We start from the raw sequence: 22,968 nt of genomic DNA, 5'->3' as shown, positions 1-22,968 counted from the left end.
CGCAGAGCTTTTCTTGCGGCGAAACATTTGAGATTTGTTGTGCGTCTGATTGATTGCGCGGACAGGTTTGCTGTTTTGCGGTGATACGTCTTGCAGGGAGAGGGCACGATGATCAGGATTCGGTCGATTGCAAGCTTTGGCGTTGTTGCGGTTTTGTCTGGAGTTTTGGCTGCGGATTTCGCGTTTGGACAGGAGCCTGTTGTTCCAACAATGGCCCCGGTGCCACAGGCGCTGGTGAGTGCGAAGAAGATCTTTCTTTCAAATGCGGGTGCGGACAGCGGGCTGTTCCCTCACCCGTTCAGCGGCGATCCGGACAGGGCGTTCAACCAGTTTTATGCTGACGTACTGAGCTGGGGACGGTACCAGCTCGTCGCGTCTCCGGCGGAGGCGGATCTTGTCTTTGAGTTGCAGCTTTCGGCTCCGAGCGGGCCTTCCAACGCAGATAAATCGAAGGGCGCATCCGATCCACTGCCGATGTTTCGGCTAGCGATCTATGACAGGCCGACGCACTATGTTCTGTGGGCGCTGACGGAGTCGATTGCCCCAGCGGAGAAGCAGAAGACGCATGACCACAACTTCGACGAGGCGTTAGCGACCCTTGTGCTGGATGCGGGACGACTGACGAAATCACTGCCTAGCGGGATGCACTGAGAGGTAGTTCAAGTCATCCGGCAAAGTTTCACTGGATCGTATCGACTTGACTGCTGCGGCGAAGACTGGATCGTGGGAGCAGTAGACTTGTCGAATGATTCGTGGCGTGAAGGTCTACCTTAGCCGCAGCCTGTTGTTCCCGTTGATTGCAGTGAATGGGGCAGCGGTCGTCGGTCCTGCCGCTGCGGAGCGGATTCCGGAGGTACACGGCACTTCGTTCGCGAACCAGGCGGTGAATCTGCCTGAGGATTTGCAGGATAAAGCCGCAGGGATTCTTGTTCTGGGGTTCAGTCGCGGTTCTCGTGATGCAGTGACGGGTTGGGCGCAAAAGATCGCTGGGGACTATCGCACTTCGAATGTGGTGGCTTACTACGAACTTCCGGTGGTGGCTTCGGTACCCGGTTTCTTGCGTGGGATTTTGTTGCGGTCGATTCGATCATCGGCACCCGAGAGAGCGCATAAGCGAATCGTGCCGATTACGGACCATGAAGAGGGTTGGCGCGCGTTAGTTCACTACGGGGTGGCGGATGATGCCTATTTATTGGTTGTCGATAGACGGGGAGGTGTGGTGTGGCAGACGCAGGGTCAACCGACCGATGCCGCGTATGCCGCATTGAAGCAACGGGTTGAAGCGTTGAAGACGAAGAGTGGAAATTAGGTCGGCTCCGCAAGTAAGTGCGCGAGTGGTTGGATGGGGCCGCTGGATGCTATCGTTTTAGGGCAGGACTCAGACAATAGAAGGAAGTAACGCTATGACAGAGACAATGGCCCCACTTCGCAAGACAGCACTGAACGCGGTACACCGGGCGGCTAAGTCCAAGATGGTTGATTTCGGCGGATGGGATATGCCGGTGGATTGCTGCGGGCTGATCGCGGAGCACATGGCGGTCCGGACCGCGGTGGGCGTGTTCGATGTATCGCATATGGGCGATATTCAGCTGCGTGGGCCCGGGTCGCTGGCGGCGGTGCAGCACCTTTGTATGAATGATGCTTCGAAGCTGGCTGTGGGACAGGCGCACTACTCGGCGATGCTGTATCCGAATGGGACGTTTGTCGATGATGTGGTGGTGCATAAGCTTTCGGATAACGACTACCTGATCGTGATCAACGCGGGAACGCGGGAGAAGGATGTTCAGTGGGTGCGGAGGACGATTGGGCATATGCCAGGCGTGCATGTGAACGACTTCAGCGACTACTACACGCAGCTTGCGATCCAGGGGCCGCGAGCGGCGGAGACGTTGCAGAAGCTGACGCCGACGGATCTGAGCACGATTAAGAACTACTGGTTTACGTGGGGGCAGGTGTGCGGACTGTACAACGTGATGATCGCTCGCACGGGGTATACCGGTGAGGATGGGTTTGAGATTTATATTCCATCGGATGAGCCGACGAGCGCACGAGTGTGGGGTGAGGTGCTGGAGGCGGGCGCGGAGTTTGGGATTCTGGCGTGTGGGCTGGGGGCGCGGAACACGCTGCGGCTTGAGGCTGGAATGGCGCTGTATGGGCATGAGATCTCGGACACGATCAATGTGTTCGAGGCGGGGCTTGGGCGGTATGCGAAGCTCGACAAGCCGGAGTTTGTTGGGCGCGCGGCGCTGCTGGAGGTTCAGGCAGCGGGTGGGCCGGGGCGCAAGCTGGTAGGGCTGGAGATGATCGAGCGCGGGATTGGACGGGATGGTTATACCGTGTTTTCGATCGACGGAAAACGGCTTGGGGAGATTACAAGCGGATCGCCTTCGCCATTTTTAAAGAAGAACGTCGCGATGGCTTATGTGCCGGGGGAGTATACGGCTCTTGATACTGAGGTCGCGGTGGAGATTCGTGGCCAGATGGTGAAGGCGAAGGTGGTTCCACTTCCCTTCTATAAGAGGGCGAAGAAATCCGCTTAGCCGCAGCATCTACAATTGAGTTACCAACCTAATTTTTGGATTTCGGAGAACGACGAATGGCTTATCCTGCGGACTATCGCTATACGAAGGAACACGAGTGGATCAAGGTCGATGGCAACATTGGCACGATCGGGATCACAGATTACGCGCAGAACTCGCTGGGCGATATTGTGTTTGTCGACTTGCCGAAGGTGGGCGATACGGTTGAAGCGGCGAAGAGCTTCGGTTCGGTGGAGTCGGTGAAGGCGGTGTCTGATCTTTTTGCTCCGGTGTCGGGCAAGGTGACGGCGATCAATGAAGAGTTGAAGGACGCTCCGGAGAAGATCAATGCGGACGCGAATACGACGTGGCTGCTGAAGGTTGAGCTTGCGGATGCGAAGCAGGTGGATGGTCTTTTGACCGCAGCCGATTACGAGAAATTTACCAGCGAAGAGACCGGACACTAAAAGATGCGCTATTTGCCGAAGTCCCCCGTGGATCGCGAGGAGATGCTTGCTGAGATTGGCGTGGCATCGATCGACGATCTGTTTTCTACGATTCCAGCGGAGTTTCAACTGAAGCGCGATCTTGCGGTTCCCCGGCAGCATGGGGAGTCGGAGATTCTTGATCGCTTTCGCGAGTTTGCGGAGAATAACGCGGTTGGTTATTCGAGCTTTCTGGGCGCGGGTGTCTATCGGCACTATCGGCCGGTGATTATTGATTCGCTGGTGCAGCGTGGTGAGTTTTTGACCAGCTATACGCCGTATCAGCCGGAGATATCGCAGGGAACGCTGCAGGCGATGTTCGAGTTTCAGACGATGATCTGCGAGCTGACGGGGATGGAGATTGCGAACGCGTCGATGTATGACGGTTCGACCGGCGCGGCTGAGGCGATCATGATGGCTGTGCGCGTGACGGGCCGCGATGGTGCGGTGATTGCGCGGACGGTGCATCCGGAGTATCGCGAGGTGATTGCGACGTATGCGCAGCACCAGGAAATTCCGACGGTTGAGGTTGGGTACTCGGCGAATGGGCGTGTGGATGTGGCGGCGCTCGATGCGGCGATTACGAAGGATACGGCTTGTGTGTTGATTCAGTCGCCGAACTTCTTTGGGACGGTCGAGGATGTTGCCGCGATTGCGGAGATTGCTCATGCGAAGGGTGCGCTGCTGATTGTTTCGATCGCGGAGGCAGTTTCGCTGGGGATCGTACGGCCGCCGGCTGAGGCGGATATTGTTTCGCTTGAGGCGCAGTCGTATGGCGTAGCGGTTGGATACGGTGGGCCTTACTGCGGCGTGATTGCTTGCAAGGAGAAGTTCTTGCGGCAGATGCCGGGCCGGCTGATCGGCGAGACCAAGGATAAGGACGGCAAGCGTGGGTTTGTGCTGACGCTGTCTACTCGCGAGCAGCATATTCGGCGCGAGAAGGCGACTTCGAACATCTGCACGAATCAGGCGCTGGTTGCGATGATGACAACGATCTTCCTGAGTGTCTATGGCAAGCAGGGGATGAAGGAGCTGGCGGAGCAGAATCTTGCGAAGGCGGCTTATTTGAAGAGTGTGCTTGGCGCTTCTGCCGGCGCGAAGGTTTTGTTTGACGGGGCGCCGCGGTTTCATGAGTTTGTGCTGCAGCTGCCGAAGAGTGCCGAGGAGACGAACGCGGCTCTGCTTGGCGACAAGATTATCGGGGGATTGCCGCTGGCGAAGTGGTATCCAGAGCTCGGGCCGAACGCGAGTTTGTGGTGCGCGACGGAGTTGACGACACGGAAGCAGATGGATGCTGTCGCAGCGGCGCTTGCGGGTAAGAAGGCTTAGCGATGGATGTTTCGGCGATTGTTGGCGAAGAGCTGAAGGCTGTTGAGTTCGTTGAAGATTTTCTGCAGCTTCGATTCGACGCTCCTCTGCTGACGTTTTACGCCTGGCCGCATGTTTTGTTTCCGGAGTTTTCGGTGGCTTATGGAGAGCCGGAGTATCGGAATGCACTTTGCGCGCAGATCGACGACAAGGTTGTGCAGGCATCGCTGGAAGAGGGCGATGCGCTGACGATTGAGTTCGAGAATGGCACGGTGTTTGGACTTTCATTGCGGGAAGAAGATTTGGATGGACCGGAGTCGGGGAGTTACTCGGAGACCGGAAGCGCAGCGGATGCGCAGGAGTTTTAACTATGGCAGTTGAGAAGTTTGTAGGGACGCCGAAGAAGGCTACGACGCACACGAATCAGAACGAAGATTTGATGTTTGAGAAGTCTTCGCCGGGGAAGAAAGCGTATCGGCTGGCGCAGCTGGATGTGCCGGCGGTGGATTCGGTTGCGCTGCTGGGGGATTCCGTGCGGACGGATTTGGGCGTGATGCCTGAGCTGAGCGAGATTGAGATCATTCGGCACTTCACGCGGCTTTCGACGTGGAACTACGCGATTGATCTAGGGATGTATCCGCTGGGGAGTTGCACGATGAAGTACAACCCTCGCGTGAATGAGGCGGTGGCGCGACTGGAAGGCATCGCGGAGGCGCATCCTTATCAGCCGGAGTCGCTGTCGCAGGGTTGCCTTGGGATTATGCAGACGCTGTCCGACGCGCTGATTGAGATTACAGGCATGGATGCGATTACGCTGCAGCCGGCAGCTGGCGCGCATGGCGAGTTTACGGGGATCCTTTTGGTTCGGGCGTATCACGAGAGCAAAGGCAACCCGCGGAAGAAGATTTTGATTCCGGATTCGGCGCATGGGACGAACCCTGCGACGGCTGCTGTGTGCGGATACGAAGTTGCCAATCTGAAGTCGAATGCTCAGGGCATGGTGGATGTGGCTGAGTTAGAGCGGATGGTCGATGAAGATACCGCTGCGCTGATGCTGACGAATCCTTCGACGATTGGTGTGTTCGAGAGCGACATTCATAAGATTGCGGATATTCTGCATGCGAAGGGCGCGCTGCTGTACATGGATGGCGCGAATATGAATGCGCTGGTGGGCAAGACGCGGCCGGGTGATTTCGGCGTCGATGTGATGCATTTGAATCTGCATAAGACGTTTTCGACGCCCCATGGTGGCGGTGGTCCGGGTTCGGGACCGGTGGCTTGCAAGAAGATTCTGGAGCCGTTTCTGCCTACGCCGATTGTGGTGACGAAGGCTGATGGAAAGCTAGGGCTCGAGTACAACCGACCGCAGACGGTTGGCCGCGTGCGGATGTTCTATGGCAACTTTGGAATGTTTGTGCGGGCCCTGGCTTATATTCTCGCAAATGGGCCGGATGGATTGCGGCAGACGACCGAGGATGCCGTGCTGAATGCGAATTACATTCGCGCGAAGCTTGAGGGCACGTTTGATCTACCGTACAAAACCCAGTCGCTGCATGAGGTTGTGTTTTCGGACAAGCTGCAGGCTAAGAACGGCGTGAAGACGGGCGATATGGGCAAGCGATTGATCGACTATGGCTTCCATGCGTATACCGTCTCGTTCCCGCTGGTGGTGCAGGGCGCGATGATGATTGAGCCGACCGAGAGCGAGAGCCGTGAGGAGCTTGACCTGCTGATCGATGCGCTGAAGCAGATTGCCCGGGAGGCAGAGGAGAATCCTGAGCTGGTGCAGACGTCGCCGCATACGACACGAGTGCAGCGGCTGGATGAGACTACTGCGGCGAGGAAGCCGATTCTTCGCTGGAAGGCTCCTGCGGCACCGGAGCCGGTGCTGGTCGATACGGCCGCGAAGGAGTGGTAGCGTGTCCGTCTTTTACGATCGGCAGGCGGAGCTTGAGAAGTATGAGTTCATGATGGGGGAGGCGCGCGGGCGGCTGGCGGTGACGCTGGATGTGCTGACGGATGCGCTGATCCTGGTGGGGCAGCATGGGGTTTATTGCACGAGCACACGGAATCCCACGGTGCCGGCGCTCGATCTGCAGGCTGTGCTGATGAACCTCAACGGGGCGAAGGAGCTGATCTCGTCGGTGATGGAGCGACTGAGGCTGGAGCGAGAGGCGGCAGAGAGCCCTGCCGTGGAAGCCGAGTAGGAGGCGCCTTCGCTGAATGGTTGCGAAGACGCCGTGATTCGGTGGCGCTACTGCGCCTGGACGTTGACGTACTCGTCGGTGGTGGCCCATTTGATGTGGAGTTGAGTGTTGGCGCCTTGAGTGTTCTCGAAGGAGATGGACATGTTCTCCTGAGAGGCCGGGAGTGTTTTGCTGGTCATGGGCGTGCGGCCCAGATCCTGTGCCTCAGAGTATTCCGTTCCCCACTGAGTGGTCTGCTTGTTGACGATGAGAAGCCACTGGCTGGCGCTGGGCAAGGTGTAGATGGTGTAGGTGCCAGCGGGAACGCTGAGGGTGCCGATCTTCAAGTTTGTTGGAGTGATGAAGGTGGTGGCGGGGTTGGCTCCGGTTCGCCAGACCTGGCCATAGGGGACGATGGTGGTGCCGATAGCGCGGCCCTTGAGACGAGGCGAGTTGTAGTGGATGACGACCTGCTTGCCGTTGAGGCTGACTTCGGCGGTTGCCGGGGGGCTGGCGATGGGCTTGGCAGAGGATTGGGCGCCGTCCATTTTGACGCCTCCGCTCTGAGCGTTCGTCTGGAGAGGGTTTGCGGCGGCTAGTAGGGTACAACAAGCGGCGAGGGCGAAGGAGCGGAACTGCATGGGGAATCTCTCTTTCCTGGGTTCGTGGGCGTTGATGGGAGTATGTTTGCGGGCTGAGGATGATGCTCAACCGGGAGGCCGCAGGCTGTCAACCGGGGGCGGTGCGTGCTAGGCTAGAGGTATGCGCCCGTAGCTCAGCTGGATAGAGCGGCAGCCTCCGAAGCTGTAGGTCAGAAGTTCGAATCTTCTCGGGCGCACCATCCTCCCACATCCAAAGAAGCGGCGTGTAGTTTCCGAAAAGACGACTTTAGAGGCACAACGGGATAGCTTCCGGTTTGCCGTCATCCGTCCGGGATCGGAAATGATAACCACTGCGGGGCCGTCCTAATGACAAGTGTTCGCTGAGATGGGGCCCGCCAGGCTATTGAACGGTTAAAGTGAGCGGCTGAGTAACTGTTGTTGTACCTGTCGAGACGGACAGTTGAACCGTGTAGGTACCCGGGGCAACGTTGGTTTGTGGGGGCGTCGGGGGATTTCCAGAATTCCCGCCACTTCCGCCGCTATTGCTAGTCCCTCCACTGCTGCACCCAATGGAGGAGAAAATCGACGCGAATACCAGAAGTACGAGGATCGCCGGAATAGCTGCACGCCTACGTCTTGCGCCAAAGGGTAGGAAGAAGATTGCGGCTGTTACAAGCGAGCCGAGGCTCATGGCATGTAAAAGAGCGCCCGTTTGGCTGGCTGCCGTGTTGATGGTTACGGTGAAGGGCGCAGTCGTGCCTCCCGTTACCACGAGCGTGGATGGCGTGAAGGTGCAGGAGGCGTTCGTGGGTAGATTGCTACAGTTCAGCGCAAGGGTACCGGAGTATCCGTTCGCTGGAAGGGCCGCGAGCGAGTATGTTGCCGGCTTGCCAGCCGAGACGGTGGTCCCAGTACTTCCGCCTGTCTGTGTGGCGATCGTAAAGGGGGTCTGGGTTCCGGTTCCAGAGATGGTGAGAGGTTGAGGAGACAAGGTGACACCGTTTGCATCAAGGACGACCAGCGAAGCCATCACTGCTCCTGCCGAGGCAGGCGTGAAGGTGACGTTGATCGAACAAGAGGTACCTGTAGAGAGCGTGAGATTGCAGGTTGTTGAGGTCTCTGAAAAGGCCGTATTTGCGCCGGTGATCTCGATGATGAAGTTTGTTAAATTCGCGGTTCCGGTGTTCGTCAGCGTTACGGTCTGCACAGCGGACGTACTGCCGACTTCCTGTGATGCGAAGGTGAGCGAAGTGGGAGAAAACGTAGCCACTGGCGCGGCTGTGCTCTTGCCGCCAAGAGATAGGACTATCTGTGGGATGGGAGCGTTCGATTCAATGGTCAGAGTAGAGTTGCTGCTCGTACCCGGAGAGGTAGGTGAGTAACGCACGACTACGGTGCAGCTCTGAGCCGCAGCAATGGTTTGTGGACAGTTGTTTTCAGACGCAGGGACAGTGAAGACTGCCGCGGCCGCGGAGATGCTGTTGATCGTGAGTGGCAGCGTGCCACAGTTAGTAATGGTTAGCAGTTGGTCGGAGAATCCTCCGGCATTGACATCGGAGTAATAGATCGCGTTGTTGGGAGAGATACAAAGAGCGGGAGCGGGAACAGTGGGGTCGATGACTGCTAGATAAGCAAAAGTCTCGCCGCTGAATCCTGGACCCGGCGCAGGAACAGAGGGCGCATACACGCCCGTTGTGGTGTACATGCCGTACTCGGAAGCACCCGCAATGTGCGCGCGGTGGTTACTGTCAATAGCGACGTTGCTTGCATATCCAACGGCGTTGCCGCCGAGGAACGTTGAGAACTTCAGGGTCTTGCCGGACGGATCGAACTGGGTCGCCACGGAAGCGACGGGGAGGGAGATTTGGGACTGCGGAAACCAGGACTGAAGAGGCAAGACCATGGGAAACTGTGCGTCTTGCGTCTCACCAGCTAACCACATATCTCCATCGGAATCGAGGGCCAGGCCGTTGAGTCGATATGTGGAATCACCAATCAGGGTGGAGTAGACCAAGCTCGTTCCATTAGGGTCGAGCTGCGTGAGAAAGCCGCCACTTGAACCTCCGGACGCGCCCGGACTCGGCTGGAAGGCACCAGAAGTCGTTGGATAACTGGAACCGGGACTAGTTCCCGCGATGAAAACGCTACCATCGGGGAGTGCTGCGATGCCGTTCACGACGTAGGCGTAATCGAGGAAGGTGGAGTAAAGCAGGCTGGACGCGTCGGGAGCGACTTTGGTGACAAAGGGTGCCGCATATGGCATGGAGCCGGCGATTTGCGTACGGTACGCGTTGCCGGAGACGGGCCAGAGAATGCCAGCTTGTCCCGAGACAAAGGCGTCTCCGGTCGCATCGACGGCGATTGCAGATGAGCCGATAGGGCCGTCGCCGCCATTTTGCGGATCAGCGGCGCCGAGTACTGCGCTGTATGCGAGGACCCCAGAGGGGCTGAACTTCGCGAGAAAGATGTTGAACTGATTGGCGTGGTCGCCCCCGCCTCCTTGGTTTAGTGCGCCAGGAGTCGTGAAGAATCCATTGCCTGTGGTTCCAGTGACGTAGGCATTGCCTGAGGAATCCAGCGCAACCGCTTTGGCATAGGTCATCGAGCTTGGGTTGAAAGATGGACTGGTGCTTAACAGAGTTGAATAGTTAAGCGAGGAGCCATTGGGAGAAAGCGAAACGAGAAATCCAGCGTACGCGTTATTGAGCGGGGCGATCTGTTGACCGTTTTTTACAGGAAAATCTGTCGCGCCCGTCCAGCCTGAGACAATCGCGTTGCCATTCGCATCGACAGCTAAGCCAGTCGGTTGGGCGGAACTATTTCCACCCAACACCGTGGAGTATAGGAGTGTGGTTCCGTCGGGGCTTAGTTTGGTCACGAAGGTGACCACATTACTAACGGTGCAGGTTGAGCATCCTGCAAAGGCGCCAGAGGTGACCGGAATACCCAGCGATCCATATCCGGATACATAGTTGTTGCCGGCAGCGTCTGTGGCGATGAGATTTGCATTCTCCGCCGCGGGTGAGAGATAGGTCGAAAATGAGAGTACGGGATCGATGATGAGGGGACGGCTTGAATCATACGCCGCGACCGAGAAGCCGATGTCACCGCCAGGGAGCAGGCGAAACGCACCGCTCCTCTGTATTTTTTTACCAGCGTCTGCCTGATAGATAAATGGCTTCTGCATCTTGAGAGAGCCGTGCGCGAGGGGGATGCACAGACTTCCGCCGCCGTCGAGGGAAGCTGATGTGTTGCCTGACAAGTGCATGCGGATCTGGCGGTAGTCCGCGCCGGGAGAGACGATAAAGTCATGTTCGAGCTGCCGACCATTGCCGTAGAAAACGGCGTCGATGCCAGCGTAAAGACTCGCGTAAGTAACGCGACCATAGTTGGGAACATGGATACGCCATCGATTTGGATCCGTGCCTACTAGATAGTTGGTTTCACTCTTCTGAAGATCAGTTCCCTGAGGAGCGGACGGTTGTGCGCCCGCGAATTTGATCTCGAATTGGTCGGAATGGGCTTCGTGCAAGCTGACAGTGATGGCGGCCCGACGAAGTTGGATAGTGATGCCGGTCGCTCTTCCCATGAGGGCGGTGTCATCGACTTCTCCGCTTGGACTGGGTTCGAAGAGGATTGGACGGCTGCTCTGAATATTGCGGGTTGGCACGTACTGTTGGGCTAAGGAAATAGAACTGCAAAGCAAAAGCCAAAAGGCTGCAAGTACTCGCATTGAGATAGACAAATCCTTGTTGATATGGAGGTGAAGGCGAATTGAGCCTACCACATCTACTAACTCGCGAAAGATGGCAGAGGTCGATTGTCGTTTACAACTTCCAGGTGAGTTGCCGGCAATACGGAAGTAACATTGCCCTCTTGCATGTGCACAAAATATAGGTTGTCGAAAACAACCGAATTGAATTTGCCGATAAGCCGACTTTGCAGGCACTGTCCGATAAGCCGGTTTCACGGCCAAGTGAAAGAACGATTAGAAAGCAGAAGCCGATATATCAGGACTAATTACCACCAAATAACTAAGGGAAATAGCTTCCCAACTTCCAGCTGGGCGCCAGGGTCAGTTCAGCCCGACGCGGCGCACCAAATCTTGAAAGCGCGGGTCGCCGCGCAGAGGATCAAACCACGGGGAGACCTTGATGTATATCAGAATATTGGATTGTTCCTCGTAGGCCCGCTCAAACCACACAAATGCCTCATCGTTGTCGCCGAGCCCCAAATAAGCATTCACAAAGGCACCGGCAGGAACGTAGCCTCTCTGCTGGCGCTTTTTCAATTCTCCGAGGAGTCGAAGTGCATCTGCTCGTCGCCCGGTGTGGGCATACGCCCAGACCAGCGTACTAATAACCCCTGGGCTGCGATCGGTTACAGAAGCCGCCTTCTCCAGCACGGGAATTGCGCCTTCGGCTTGCTGATTGCAAATGAGCGCCCAACCCAGAGGCCAGAGGGGTAAACGGTCGTCCGGTCTTACCGCCAGGACATTTCGGAACTCGCGTATGGCCTCGTCATAGCGATGTGCGTTCAACAAAGTCCACGCGATGGTGTGGCCAGAAGTTCCGAGAGGGTCAAGATCGCGGGCACGGCGGGCCCACGCCAGCGCCTCCTCCATACGTCCATGGCACAACAGCCAGTCAGAGAATCTGTCGTGCGCAGCAGCGTCGTTCGGATTCAAATAGAGGGCGCGCTTGTATTCAGCCTCGGCTTCGGCCCACTTCCACTGTCTCATGTACATGTTTGCCAGCAGGACATGCGCGTCGGCGAGATCAGGATCTAGCTCCAGCGCCTTTCGAGCCGCGTTGATCACCTTTGGACGCGTTTCACTCGGGGGAGCGCCGACAAAAACTGTGCCAAGGTTCCCGTACGCGTCTGCCAGGCCGAGGTAAGCTTGCGCAAATGTCGGGTCTTTCCTGATCGCCTCGTCGAACCAGGCGATACGCTTTTCGACCTCGGCTCTGCTGTTGCCTTTGGCAAACATACCTTGGAGATAGCTCTCGTAAGCTTCCGGCGACACAGGAGGTGCGGCAACAAGTCTGGCGCGCTCTTCGCCTGTGACCGTAACCTCCACTTTTTGTGCGATGGATTGTGCGACCTCGCTCTCCAGCGTGAGGGCGTCGCCGAGTTCGCGGTCGTAGGACTCGGACCAGAAGTGCTCGTCAGTTGATGCACGGATCAACTGCGCGTGGACGCGAATGCGGTTGCCCTCCCGCATCACGGACCCCTCGACGAGCGCGTCTACTCCGAGCTTCCTGGCAATCTCCGTCGCCGAGAGCCTGGTGTCCTTGAATTGCATCGCCGACGTGCGGGAGATGACGCGAAGCCCACGGATGATGGATAGGCGTCCGATCACTTCCTCGGTCATGCCGTCGGCAAAATATTCCTGTGCCGGATCACCGGAAAGGTTTTTCAGCGGCAGTACCGCGAGGGAAGTGATTTTGGGAGCTTTCGCGTGAGCCGATCTGTTCCGGGCGAGGATGTACGCTGTGACAGCGATCAGTACGAGCAAAGGCACTGCTCCAAGCAAAAGCCCCCTGCGGGCAAGCCAATTCCTCTGCCCCTGGCCATTTTCCGCAGCAGGCAATTTCGCGGCGGTTCGATCCTGCTGCTCTCCCACCGAGCGCAGTCCACCGGTCTGCAACCAGCCGTTGGGCTTCGACACGAGATTCTGCTCGCTTGTGGGGACGGTTGATGCTTCAGGGCTGGGTGTCTCCGCCCGGTTTTCTTCCTCAGGAGGAGCGACCGGCACAATGAAGCGATACCCCTGTCCGGTGATTGTTTGTATGAATCGCGGGCACTCGGCGTCATCCTTCAGCGCCTGCCGAAGCTTCCGGATCGCGCCCCTGATGCTGTTGTCGGTATCGAGGGAAACGCCTTTGCCCCACACTCTTGACACGATTTCGTCCCGGGTGACGATCTCGTCCCGGTGTTCAAGCAACAGGAGAAGGATCTCGAACGGGATACGCTCAAGCTTCAGCACATGTCTGCCACGGCGCAGCCTCCGAGGACGCAGGTCAATCTCGTAGCCCTCGCCGACCCGGATCGGTTGCTCCACTCCAGCTGGCTCGGAAGCCATGGCACACCCCATGGAAGCTGAGTGATTTTACACCACATCGGTAGAGGCTGATGCAAGTGCAACCCACACTTGCCTTTAGAGCGACACAAAGCATAACGCCGCGACACACTCTCCGATATGGACAACAGGCCTCCGTTGCGGCAAATATGCCGATCATCACTGACCGAAAGCCAATGAAGAATCGGAGAAGCACAATGAAAAAGATAGATGGCGACACAAAGAACCGGGTTCTCGGGTTATGCATGTTGATCGCAACTCTATTCGTGTCTGCCGTCGCGAAAGCCGATGCCGTATTGGACTGGAACGTGATCGCAGTGAACACAGCGGTCACGAACGGCCAGAACCCATTCGCCCAAGCACGATACGCGGCAATCGTACAACTCGCTGTATTCGAATCCGTGAACGCCATCACGGGCGATTATCATCCCTATCTTGGAACGATCGTAGCACCGCGAGATGCATCCCCCGAGGCTGCAGCCATCCAGGCTGCCTATCGCGTGCTTAGGACCTATTTCACAGCTAGCGCCTCGACCCTCGACACCGAACGCGCCAACTCTCTCGCGTCTATACCGGACGGTCAAGCCAAGACCGATGGCATTGCCACGGGTGAAGCCGCAGCTTTGGCCATGATCGCTCTGCGCGCAAACGATGGATCGTCGCCTCCGCAATTCAAGATACCCGGGCCGCCGGTTCCGGGGGAATGGCAAGCCACACCGAGTTGTCCAATTATGAATGGAGTCGCTGTCGGAATCGCGTTCCAATGGCAAAACATAACTCCGTTCGGTATCCCGAGTGTTAGTGAGTATCTCCTAGACCCACCACCAGTGCTCACGAGCCGCGAATATGCGAAAACCTACAACGAGGTGATGACGGTGGGAAGCATCAACAGCACAGAGCGACCACAAGATCGCGCGAATGTCGCGCTCTTCTATGCCGCCGCCTCGCCAACTCAGGTCTTCAATCAGGCTGTCCAGCAGGTCGCGCAGGAGCGGCGGCATTCTTTGACCGAAAATGCTCGTGCGCTGGCCCTAATAAACATGGCGATGAATGACAGCTTGGTCGCGGCATTTTTCAACAAGTATCACTACAATTTCTGGCGACCCGAAACAGCGATCCATGCTGGGGACACAGACGACAATCCGAAAACTGATCCTGATCCCAACTGGGCCCCATTTGTCACGACTCCATGTTTCCCGAGTTATCCCTCCAACCACGGGAGCGCAGCTAATAGCGCCGCCGAAATTCTGAGACGCATATACGGTGAAGGCGGCCATTTCATGACGTTGTCAAATCCCACCGTGCCCGACATCGTATTGCAATACACGACGTTCAAGCAGATTACCGACGACATCTCCGACGCACGTGTTTACGGTGGGATACATTTTCGAACCGATCAGGTCGCGGGCGAGCGCCTGGGAAACGCTATAGGAAGGGCTGTGTACAGAAACAACTTACGTCGGATGCGCGATGACGAATAAGCGCCAAGTTCGAGAGCGATTCGCCATTCGTGTCCCACGGCAAAGCACTGCATTCGGCGGTTAATCGAAGGAGTGGCTGCAATTCCGCGCCATACCGTTTGAAGACGCCGAACTTTTGGCGAAGATTGTTTCAGTTGCCTATCGACAGGAGGTTAGTGAAAACCATGCCATCTTTCTTCTTCAGTGTTGTATCCGCCACAATCATAAATACTCGCTCGAAGCACAAAGATACCGACTATCTTGTATTCACAGTGCAAGTTGGAGTTTCGGCTCCGCAAACGCAGGTCAAGTACTTGGGTGACCTCAATAGCGGCAACTATCCGATCAACCTGGCATTTTTGGGTATCGATTTGGAACCTGGGAATCAGTTCGTTTTCAACTACATGATTGTGAACGCAGGCTCAGCCAAGCAAGGCGTCGCAGAGGAGGCGCTTCAAAAGGCGAGCGTTGCGTGGGCAAACGGGCAGGGGCCGACTTCTAATAATTTAACGGGAGCGCTGGAAGACGGGCAAACCTGGTTCAACGACGAATTGAAAGGTGTTCTGAATCCCAGCAGCTGTGATGGTATGGTTGCGGCGGAGCAGGACCACTTTACCTATGAGGATCTGACTTCGATGCTTTCCAATAACATCTTTAACCACCAAACACATCACCCAGGTGTCCGCTCTCCATCTGGCTGCGGACCTAATTCCCAATATTCTGTCACTTGGGAGATCGATCTAAATCAGCCTTTATTTTAGGCCAAGGATGATTCCGCCGGCGTAGACGCTTCAGTCGTCTAGTGGCCGCAATCATACGTAAATTGCCACCACAGTGGTAAGCGCTTCCGTTTTCTGGGCAGAGGAACTCTGGCTCATGCCGAGACGAAATAATGCGGTTGTGAATCCTAGATTGAATTGCCGCAGAAACGGGGTTTGCGGCAACTTCGGGCTTCATGAATGGAGTTGCACGCAATCGTATGAAACAGCACCCCGCGTCCTGATTCTGAGATCGTCGCCTAAGGCGTCGGCCATCGACCGAGCTACACCTCTTACACCGAGGCCGCCGAAGTGCAGGCCCAGTGCACGATGCCTTGCTTCGAATCCACGCCGATGTGAGCTGTGGCGCGGGATACAGTAGATTCCTTCGTTTATAGGAGACGGAACAGCGGACGCTGTGCCTTGGGTTAGCGCTTCGAGTTACCGTGAGTCAGTTTGGCGAATGCAAGATAGGGGGATCTTAGTGAACCTCCGCATGATTACAGACCCACGCGTCGCAGTTGCCATCATTTCTATCGACGCGATAATTTTGAACGAAGGTTCTCCGAAGGACATCGGGGATACCCATAGGTCAAATGGCTGTTGAGAGTGTGGCACTAACGATCGACTGCCGTGCGAGAGCTACGCTGGGTGACATCAGAGAGATTTTTTATCTTTGCGTTTTGACAGCCGCGCGGAATGCCAGTATAGGCAGACAGGGTGCAATCGACTGCGATGTAAGATGGTCTGATCGCTAATGGGTGCTCTGTAGGTCAGTGGTGCGAGAGTTCATTCGCGCTTTGGGGTATTCTAGAAAACGATAATGCCATAAAAGCCTTCATTTGCCCCCAATCGCATCCGTGAGCGCGATGAGAGACAATTCCGTGACTTCCTCTCGCGGCAACGGCCTTCTACTGGAGTCTGATTTCTATGGCGTGAGAATGAGGGTATTAGGCAAGAAAACAGTAAGGAACTCTTGTTGATCAAAAGGGACTGCAAATCGTTATGGGTGAGTGGAATAATCTTTCGTTTATAAGAATTCGTCAGATCGTGCTTGGTCCGATTTTGTGTTGTCTCTTTCTTGTTCTTGCGATTCTTGCTGCACATCCTGTAGCCGAGATGGGCGTAGACGATGACTGGTCCTATATTTGGAGCGCGCGGGCTCTCGTCACTACTGGGCACATCGTTTACAACGGGTGGGCGACTGCCATATTGGGTTGGCAACTGTATTGGGGCTCATTTTTCATTAGACAGTTTGGGTTTTCTTTCCTGATTGCCCGGCTCTCTGTTTTGATTATTGGTCTTGCGACGATCGTCCTTATTCAGCGGCTATTTTGTCGTCTCGGAATAAGCGCCTGGAATGCCACGATTGGCACTCTCGCGATTGCACTCTCACCAGTTTTCTTGCCTGCTTCCTTCACCTTTATGTCGGACGTTCCAGCACTTCTCTGTATTGTGCTTTGCTTTTACAGCTGCACGCGTGCAATTCAGACGAACTCGGCGGGGAAAACGATTGGATGGTTGGTATTCGCAACTCTAACAAATGTCGCGGGTGGGACTGTCCGACAGGTGGCTTGGCTGGGGGCGCTAGTGGTTGTTCCTTGCACCGCATGGCACCTTCGGAGGAGAAATGGTGTTACGGTAGTTGCCTTCGGCCTGTGGGTACTTAGTATCGGCGCTATCGCCTGGGCTATGCATTGGTTCAGTCAGCAACCTTACTCACTTACCGACGCTCTAATACACCTGCCGCACGGCCGCATTAAGGGGATACTGCAGAACATAATTTTTCGCAACATCCTTGCAATCTCGTTTTATCTTCTTCCAATTATTGCCGCATTCATAGCCAAGCTGCCGCTTCATGACCGGCAAACGCACCGTCAAGCTACGATTCTGGCGAGTGTATTTGTATTGATTGGAGTTTTGGGGCTGATATCGAATGACCAATTCACTCTTGCGGGTGAGTTCCCGGGCGGCACAGTGAACAGGGGGCTTTTGAGCGGATCCGGGATTCTTGGGAGACAACCAGATATAGTTCCGTATGAATTCCGCCTGGTAGTGACCCTTTTACTCATTTTCAGCATCTTCGGATTCGTCCTGTTTCTTCTCAACGTTTCCAAGCTACAACGTCGAGACTGGAAAGGAAGAACGGATTTTACCTGGAATAGTATTGGCGTAATGTTTGTTCCCTACTCTGTCGCTTACATATTCTTAATAGTGACTAGAACAAGCGTATTCGATAGATATCTTATCCCCCTCATTCTCTTGGCCATGGTTGGTCTATTACGACTATATGAGCAGAAGGTCGGAGGCCGTTTGCCCGCACTGACCGTGGTATTGATTCTAGTGTTAGGTGCCTACGGTGTCGGCCAACTACACGACTTATATGCCAGAGATCGCGCGATACTAGCGATTACAAACGAAGTGCTATCTACGGGCGTGACTAGAAGCGAGATCCGTGCTGGTTTTGAATATGACGCCTGGACGCAGCTTCAGAATTCTGGCTATATCAACGAACCTCGCCTAGTCGTTCCCAAGGGCACCTATAAGGTTTACCCAATGCAGCGGGGTCTTTCGATCGCATGTCAATCCTGGTTTTCAGACCAGATGCCGTCACTCAGTCTTCGATATGCCTTGTCGTACGATGAATCAACTTGCTATACGCCTTCTTCTTTCACCCCTGTCTCATTTAACGCATGGTTATTTCAGCATCATCGAACTCTCTACGTTCAGAAAATTCCATGAAGGCAAGCAAAATCGATTTTCTCGACCTTATTGCGACGGGAGATAGCGATTCATCCATGAGATCGCGGTTTCGTCGGAGAGAAGAATGTGTTCGCCCAGGCGGCGATAGCTTTCGAACTGCGACTCGGTAAAAAATTGATTCAGCGTCGTGTCGTGTGGGAACTTCTTGTGCTCGCGACGGTAGTTAAGGATGTCTGGTGGTTCGTCTCCGGTGAGCGAGGCCTTGATGTAGAGGATGTGGCCGAACTGACTGGGATGGGAGTCCTCGGGATAGCGAATTGTGCCGTAGACACAATGGGTGGAGTTGGAAGGATATTCGCCGAAGGAAGACAGGCCTTCGACCGTGGGTGGGGGTTGCTGATGCGAAACGGTTGCAGTGAAGCCGGGAGAATCAGTGGATGAGACGTGGGCTTTGAGGACGTAGGGGGCCTCCGACGGCTGCTGCTGCGACAAAGCTTCGGCGGAGGGTTTTGCTGGATCGGTGGATGAGGTTGCCGTCGCCGGACTGGCCGAGGAGGTGTCATGCTCCGTCTTCGTTGAAGGTGACCCAGCGGATGAGGGGGCATGCCCTGGAACGGACTGGTCTCCGGGTGATTCTGGTGGAACCGGAGCGGTTTGATCAAGAGTGACTTCGATGCCGAAGTCGAGGCGGGCCTTGCGGATGGCCATGCCAATGCCTTGGAACGCAAGGTTGGGATCTGCCTCGCTGTCGCAAACGACGATGGTGCGGCAGCGGCGGCGGAGGAGTTCGTAGAGGCCCATGTTGTCGAAGTGACCGCCGTCGGTGAGGTAGATGTAAGAGGTGGTGTCGTCCGATTGACCGAAGAGCTCATTGACTAGGCGGAGAAGGCCGAAGCGAGGGGACGAGGGCAGCGTGCCTGGTTTGAGCGTGAAGAATCGGCTAAGTGCATCTGGCTTGCCGGATGGAGGGATGGGATATGGAGTGACCCGGCCAATGCGACGGCGGCGCGGATTGCGGAGCCACCATCCGAGACGCACGTTGAAGACGGTGAGAAGAAATGCGATGGCGGGGTTGGAGTGGTAGCCCATGCTGGGGCTGGCGGCAGCGCCGGAGATGGCGCACGCGGTGGCAAGCGTGATGGATCCGGCCTCCGCGTATACGAAGCTAGGAGTGTCAACGAACCCGTTGAACTGGTTCCAGTGGTTGCGGGCGGCGGTCCAGCCGACGTTATAGCCGGAGAAGATTGGCGTGAAGACAAAGCTCGCGGCTTTGCGCTCCTGGTAGGCGAGATCCTCGCCGGTGGTGAGATTGATGGCGGTGCAGATGACGGGAAACGGGCCTTTGTAGGTGCCGACTACTGGATTGCCCTCCTTATCGAGTACGGCGTTTCCCTGCTCGTCGAGTACGCGGTACCCGACGGGGAGAAGCTGATGGACACGCAGACTGCGGTCGTTTCGGGTGAAGCCGGTGAAGAGATTGGGAATGCGATGGAGATCGACAGCGCCCCCATAACAGCGGGCCAGCCGGTCGCGATAGAAGGCGTGCATGGAGAAGTCGTTGATATCGACACGTCGCCCGAAGAAGAGGGCTATCGCCAGGCTGAGGAAGAAGAGAAGCAGGAAGCGATGCTCACGCTGGAGAGGAGTGCCGTGCGGGACAACCACGCTCCAAGAGACGAAGGTGGCGAGAATGAGGAGCAGTCCGAGGACAAAGACCGGAGGCGCAACTTTGGCGAGCAGTTCTAGGAGCAGTCCCGAAGATGGGGAGTCTGGGGTTTCGCCGGTCTCGGTGCGTGTGCTTCGCGCGGCGAGCACGCCCGCAATGGTGGTGCCAAGCCATCCAATCCAGATGGTGTAACTGGCTACGGTGTAGTTGGAAAGGGTGCGCACAAGATAAGCACCCAGGAGTGCAATGCCAGTAAGGGCAAACCAGCTTCCACCTAAGAGGAAGGAGAGGGCTCGAAGACGGGCCATCCACTCGCGTTGTCCGGAGTCGGCTTTGTCACCGACGATACCGAGGCCGGCTTCCATCAGAACAAACGGAACGGCCAACAGGAGCGGTGGGAGCAGGGCTACGGCAAGCGCTGGGATGAGGTAGAGCGGAACCCCAAAGCAGGCGACAAAGAAGAGAAGGCGCACGCCATCCAGAAGCAGGTATGCAAACGCGATGCCGAGGATCCCGACTGCGGATGCGATCTGGACGTCAATCTTGCCAGCACTGAAGACGGACGAGAGAAGCAGCCCGCAGAGACAGGTGAATAAGAGTATCGGGATGGTGGAGGCACGGGTATTCATTAGGTCGTGCCATAAACCGAGGGGTCGTGCGGACCAGTGTTCGCGCAGGCGAGAGGCTGGCACCGGCTGGCGAGAATCAACGAGGACCTCGAGTGATTCAGCGTTGGGAGTCTGTTGCTGAAAAGAACCCTTGTAGTGAAGGTGGGTTGGTTGATCGACCTCGTGGAAGACTGCTTTTGCTGAGGGATCAGCAATGCTTCCCCCGGGGATGATCGTTTGGTAGATGGAGGGGGCGACTAGAACTGCAGCGCCGAGCAAGCTGCCGCAGGCGAGCTTGATAAAGATGGGTTGGGGGCCAGGGGGGTCGAGGTGTGCGAGCCAACGGCTAAGGTAGCTCACAACGACGAGAAAGATAATCGCGAGGATCCAACGGAGCAGAGTGAACAGAGCAGGGTGCGCCGCTGAGGCGGCGAAGGGAATGGTGCCGATGTGAGGAAGCAGTAAAACCAAGAAGAGGGTGGAGAGAAGAACGACGAGGTTGAGTGCAGTGTTTCGTGTCCACGTTGCGGCTATGGTCCAGGTATCGAGGGAGACGACACCTGTCCGAGGGGCGAGGTAGTTGGAATGTCGTCTCAACCACCGCAGAGGTTCTGGTTGCACGGTTGCGCGGTATCCAAGTGGGCTGACTTCGGGTTGATTTGGAATTGGATCGAGTAGCCCTTCGACGGTCGAGGTGCTGCCGGCCTTGTAGATCCAGTTGGCAAGGAACTGATGGATGTAGCCACCGCCGGAGACGCTGGAAAGATAGTCGAGCTTGCTGATTCGTCCGTGGCGCGCGAGAGCCTGGAGAATGCCGAGATTAAAAGTCGCAGAGCGGATGCCGCCGCCTGAAAGACATAGCCCTGTTGCTGCGCGGCAGCGAGCCACATCGTACGGGTCAGGCTTGCCGTCCGGAGTCGGGGGGCAGTCGCTATCGTGTTTTGGAGGCGGCGTCGGCCAATAGCTGAAGGCCTGAAGTTCGCGCTCAAGGAGCCATTTGCTTGGCGTGTACTGGGTTACTACAGCAAGTCGCGACTGGATATCCGGCCGAAGTTCGAGGGCCGCGGCAAGGCTTTGGATGGAGCCGAGGCAGGAGTCGCAACTTGGGCCGAAGAGCTGACGGAGTTCGTCGCAGATCGAAGGCCGCAGGTTGAGTGGGTCTTCAGACTCTTGAGAATCTTCGCGACGCGGCGAGCGTGGAGCGTCGGAGGCGGCGGTAGATGCGGGCCTGCTGAGGAGCAAGGGGAAGGTGACCTCGGCAAGACGTAAACAGTAGGACTGGTTCGAATCGAACATTCTAGGACTCCGCTTCGACAAGTTATCCGGGGGTACGCGGGAGTCTAACAGGTTGTGGCGTTGGGACCTAGAGTTCAACTCGTGCGGGCGACGCTGATTCAGTGATTTGTTCGTCGGGAGGGGTGTCGCAATAGAGGCGGCGATAGAGAATCAAGATGGTTGCCGAGACCGGAATCGACAGCAGAACTCCGGGAACGCCTGCAATGGCTTCGCCGGCAGGGCGCTGACGATAACGATGAATGGCGGTAGTTCAAACTGGCCTGAGCTGAACAAGTATGGCTGAAGGACATAGTCCACCAGAAGGCGAACCAGGACGAAGATGAAGATGAGCTATCCGAAGGCGTGAAAGTCTGTGACCGCTGCGATGATCAGAACGATCAGGAACGCCAGCGGCGGGCCCACGAGAGGAATGAACTCGAAGGGAAACATCATCAGTGCAAGGAGCACGCTGTAAGGGACACGCAAGAGACTGAAGGCAATGACGTAGATCGCGTCGGTGATGATCGCGCAGAGGACTACGGACCGGGCCCAGTGTTTCAGGAAATCATGTTCATCGCGAAGGATCTCCTGGAACTTCGGACGAGAGGCCGGCGGCAGGGCGCAGACGATTCCTTCAAGCAAATCTGGACCGTTGCGCAGAAGCAGATAACTCAGCAGCAGGACGATCAGCAGAAGCACAATACTACCGGCTGCGGAGAGGAGTTTCATGCTGAGGTCGGTGAGGGTCTCGAGCATGTCCTTGCCATGCACTTCTATCCAGGACTTGAGGTGGTCGCGGATGGGCGCGTCCCATCGCTCAGGAACTTGGGAAGATGGATGTGATCGATGGCGTTGGGTTGCGTCAGATCGGGTATTTGCTTTGTGAGTTCAACTGCTTGCTGGAAGGCATAGTAGCCGATCAGTCCGCCGACACAAAGAATCAGGGCAAAGATCAAAAGATAGACGCCGGCGAGAGCCCATCCGCGATGGCGTCCATGCGTGAGCCTGCTGTAGATGAAATCCACGACCGGCAAAAGCATGTATGCGATGATGATCGACAATACGACGAGGAAGATGGTGTCACGCAAGCGGTACAGCAGATAGCAGAAGACCAGAGTCCAGACTATGCGAAGCACACGCGAATCGAGCCCGAACATGGAGTCTCCTTCCGAGCGTGAGAACGGACCGCATCTGCGTCATCCATTGCTCACAGGACTAACGAGGCTTCACCATCTAGGTCATTGAGAACTGAATGAATTCTCCGCACAAGAGTAGCACTACCGGCAAAGAATTTATCTCTAGGATCGCCCAAAAGA

At 56.3% G+C, this 22,968-nt stretch carries 17 protein-coding genes and 1 tRNA gene; 12 read left to right on the top strand and 6 right to left on the bottom strand.

Translation table 11 applies throughout. The features are described from left to right. Positions 1-108 precede the first annotated feature (108 nt). From HDF14_RS12525 to HDF14_RS12490, 8 genes are all read left to right on the top strand, one after another. Complete coding sequence (locus tag HDF14_RS12525) at positions 109-651, top strand: hypothetical protein (protein ID WP_183977113.1); 543 nt, start codon at positions 109-111, stop codon at positions 649-651. Positions 652-745: 94 nt separating this feature from the next. Then, positions 746-1,309: a hypothetical protein gene (locus tag HDF14_RS12520; protein ID WP_183977111.1), complete on the top strand. Its 564-nt coding sequence runs from the start codon at positions 746-748 to the stop codon at positions 1,307-1,309. A 94-nt stretch (positions 1,310-1,403) separates the two neighbouring features. Continuing rightward, positions 1,404-2,540, top strand: coding sequence for a glycine cleavage system aminomethyltransferase GcvT (gene gcvT, locus HDF14_RS12515; protein WP_183977109.1), 1,137 nt, complete (start codon positions 1,404-1,406; stop codon positions 2,538-2,540). Positions 2,541-2,596: 56 nt separating this feature from the next. Next, positions 2,597-2,986: a glycine cleavage system protein GcvH gene (gene gcvH, locus HDF14_RS12510; RefSeq protein WP_183977107.1), complete on the top strand. Its 390-nt coding sequence runs from the start codon at positions 2,597-2,599 to the stop codon at positions 2,984-2,986. A 3-nt stretch (positions 2,987-2,989) separates the two neighbouring features. Continuing rightward, a complete protein-coding gene (gene gcvPA / locus HDF14_RS12505; protein ID WP_183977105.1) occupies positions 2,990-4,333 on the top strand; it encodes an aminomethyl-transferring glycine dehydrogenase subunit GcvPA in 1,344 nt (447 codons plus the stop codon). 2 nt (positions 4,334-4,335) lie between these two features. After that, positions 4,336-4,680, top strand: coding sequence for a hypothetical protein (locus HDF14_RS12500; protein ID WP_183977103.1), 345 nt, complete (start codon positions 4,336-4,338; stop codon positions 4,678-4,680). A 2-nt stretch (positions 4,681-4,682) separates the two neighbouring features. Beyond that, positions 4,683-6,230, top strand: a complete 1,548-nt coding sequence (gcvPB, locus tag HDF14_RS12495; protein ID WP_183977101.1) for an aminomethyl-transferring glycine dehydrogenase subunit GcvPB — start codon at positions 4,683-4,685, stop codon at positions 6,228-6,230. Position 6,231: 1 nt separating this feature from the next. After that, positions 6,232-6,519, top strand: coding sequence for a hypothetical protein (locus tag HDF14_RS12490; protein WP_183977099.1), 288 nt, complete (start codon positions 6,232-6,234; stop codon positions 6,517-6,519). A gap of 47 nt (positions 6,520-6,566) precedes the next feature. Here the strand turns inward: HDF14_RS12490 and HDF14_RS12485 are convergent, their stop codons facing one another. Then, on the bottom strand, positions 6,567-7,139 hold the full coding sequence (locus HDF14_RS12485; RefSeq protein ID WP_183977097.1) for a DUF2911 domain-containing protein: 573 nt from the start codon (positions 7,137-7,139) through the stop codon (positions 6,567-6,569). A 123-nt stretch (positions 7,140-7,262) separates the two neighbouring features. Here HDF14_RS12485 and HDF14_RS12480 point away from each other — a divergent pair. Beyond that, positions 7,263-7,339 (top strand) — tRNA-Arg (locus HDF14_RS12480). A gap of 161 nt (positions 7,340-7,500) precedes the next feature. Here HDF14_RS12480 and HDF14_RS12475 read toward each other — a convergent pair. Both HDF14_RS12475 and HDF14_RS12470 read right to left on the bottom strand, forming a co-directional pair. Further along, positions 7,501-10,770, bottom strand: coding sequence for a choice-of-anchor D domain-containing protein (locus HDF14_RS12475; RefSeq protein ID WP_183977095.1), 3,270 nt, complete (start codon positions 10,768-10,770; stop codon positions 7,501-7,503). Positions 10,771-11,175: 405 nt separating this feature from the next. Beyond that, positions 11,176-13,185, bottom strand: coding sequence for a winged helix-turn-helix domain-containing tetratricopeptide repeat protein (locus HDF14_RS12470; RefSeq protein WP_183977094.1), 2,010 nt, complete (start codon positions 13,183-13,185; stop codon positions 11,176-11,178). 194 nt (positions 13,186-13,379) lie between these two features. On the opposite strand from HDF14_RS12470, the gene HDF14_RS12465 reads away from it, so the two are divergent. The 3 genes from HDF14_RS12465 (at position 13,380) to HDF14_RS12455 (ending at position 18,142) form a co-directional block, all read left to right on the top strand. After that, positions 13,380-14,663, top strand: coding sequence for a vanadium-dependent haloperoxidase (locus tag HDF14_RS12465; RefSeq protein WP_183977092.1), 1,284 nt, complete (start codon positions 13,380-13,382; stop codon positions 14,661-14,663). 155 nt (positions 14,664-14,818) lie between these two features. After that, positions 14,819-15,403, top strand: a complete 585-nt coding sequence (locus HDF14_RS12460; RefSeq protein WP_183977090.1) for a hypothetical protein — start codon at positions 14,819-14,821, stop codon at positions 15,401-15,403. 1,002 nt (positions 15,404-16,405) lie between these two features. Further along, the gene (locus tag HDF14_RS12455; RefSeq protein WP_183977088.1) at positions 16,406-18,142 is read left to right on the top strand and encodes a glycosyltransferase family 39 protein; all 1,737 of its coding nucleotides are present in this window, start codon (positions 16,406-16,408) and stop codon (positions 18,140-18,142) included. Positions 18,143-18,169: 27 nt separating this feature from the next. Here HDF14_RS12455 and HDF14_RS26040 read toward each other — a convergent pair whose 3' ends face one another. The 3 genes from HDF14_RS26040 to HDF14_RS12440 form a co-directional block, all read right to left on the bottom strand. Beyond that, positions 18,170-21,673, bottom strand: coding sequence for a patatin-like phospholipase family protein (locus HDF14_RS26040; RefSeq protein WP_221304666.1), 3,504 nt, complete (start codon positions 21,671-21,673; stop codon positions 18,170-18,172). A 330-nt stretch (positions 21,674-22,003) separates the two neighbouring features. Beyond that, on the bottom strand, positions 22,004-22,423 hold the full coding sequence (locus HDF14_RS12445) for an AI-2E family transporter (RefSeq protein WP_313899555.1): 420 nt from the start codon (positions 22,421-22,423) through the stop codon (positions 22,004-22,006). Positions 22,424-22,425: 2 nt separating this feature from the next. Further along, positions 22,426-22,809, bottom strand: a complete 384-nt coding sequence (locus tag HDF14_RS12440) for an AI-2E family transporter (RefSeq protein WP_183977086.1) — start codon at positions 22,807-22,809, stop codon at positions 22,426-22,428. Positions 22,810-22,968: the final 159 nt, after the last annotated feature.

Origin of the sequence: Tunturiibacter gelidiferens, assembly GCF_014201335.1 — a bacterium.
Taxonomy (GTDB): domain Bacteria; phylum Acidobacteriota; class Terriglobia; order Terriglobales; family Acidobacteriaceae; genus Edaphobacter; species Edaphobacter lichenicola_E.
The sequence above is the reverse complement of the archived record's forward strand: the minus strand, read 5'-3'. Positions and strand labels throughout refer to the sequence as shown.

Bases quoted from the DNA above. Each gene is read 5' to 3' on its own strand.
- HDF14_RS12500 (WP_183977103.1), top strand. From the start codon at position 4,336: ATGGATGTTTCGGCGATTGTTGGCGAAGAGCTGAAGGCTGTTGAGTTC.
- HDF14_RS12440 (WP_183977086.1), bottom strand. From the start codon at position 22,809: ATGTTCGGGCTCGATTCGCGTGTGCTTCGCATAGTCTGGACTCTGGTC.
- gcvT (WP_183977109.1), top strand. From the start codon at position 1,404: ATGACAGAGACAATGGCCCCACTTCGCAAGACAGCACTGAACGCGGTA.
- HDF14_RS12470 (WP_183977094.1), bottom strand. From the start codon at position 13,185: ATGGCTTCCGAGCCAGCTGGAGTGGAGCAACCGATCCGGGTCGGCGAG.
- HDF14_RS12455 (WP_183977088.1), top strand. From the start codon at position 16,406: ATGGGTGAGTGGAATAATCTTTCGTTTATAAGAATTCGTCAGATCGTG.
- HDF14_RS12520 (WP_183977111.1), top strand. From the start codon at position 746: ATGATTCGTGGCGTGAAGGTCTACCTTAGCCGCAGCCTGTTGTTCCCG.
- HDF14_RS26040 (WP_221304666.1), bottom strand. From the start codon at position 21,673: ATGTTCGATTCGAACCAGTCCTACTGTTTACGTCTTGCCGAGGTCACC.
- gcvH (WP_183977107.1), top strand. From the start codon at position 2,597: ATGGCTTATCCTGCGGACTATCGCTATACGAAGGAACACGAGTGGATC.
- HDF14_RS12465 (WP_183977092.1), top strand. From the start codon at position 13,380: ATGAAAAAGATAGATGGCGACACAAAGAACCGGGTTCTCGGGTTATGC.
- gcvPA (WP_183977105.1), top strand. From the start codon at position 2,990: ATGCGCTATTTGCCGAAGTCCCCCGTGGATCGCGAGGAGATGCTTGCT.
- HDF14_RS12525 (WP_183977113.1), top strand. From the start codon at position 109: ATGATCAGGATTCGGTCGATTGCAAGCTTTGGCGTTGTTGCGGTTTTG.
- gcvPB (WP_183977101.1), top strand. From the start codon at position 4,683: ATGGCAGTTGAGAAGTTTGTAGGGACGCCGAAGAAGGCTACGACGCAC.
- HDF14_RS12485 (WP_183977097.1), bottom strand. From the start codon at position 7,139: ATGCAGTTCCGCTCCTTCGCCCTCGCCGCTTGTTGTACCCTACTAGCC.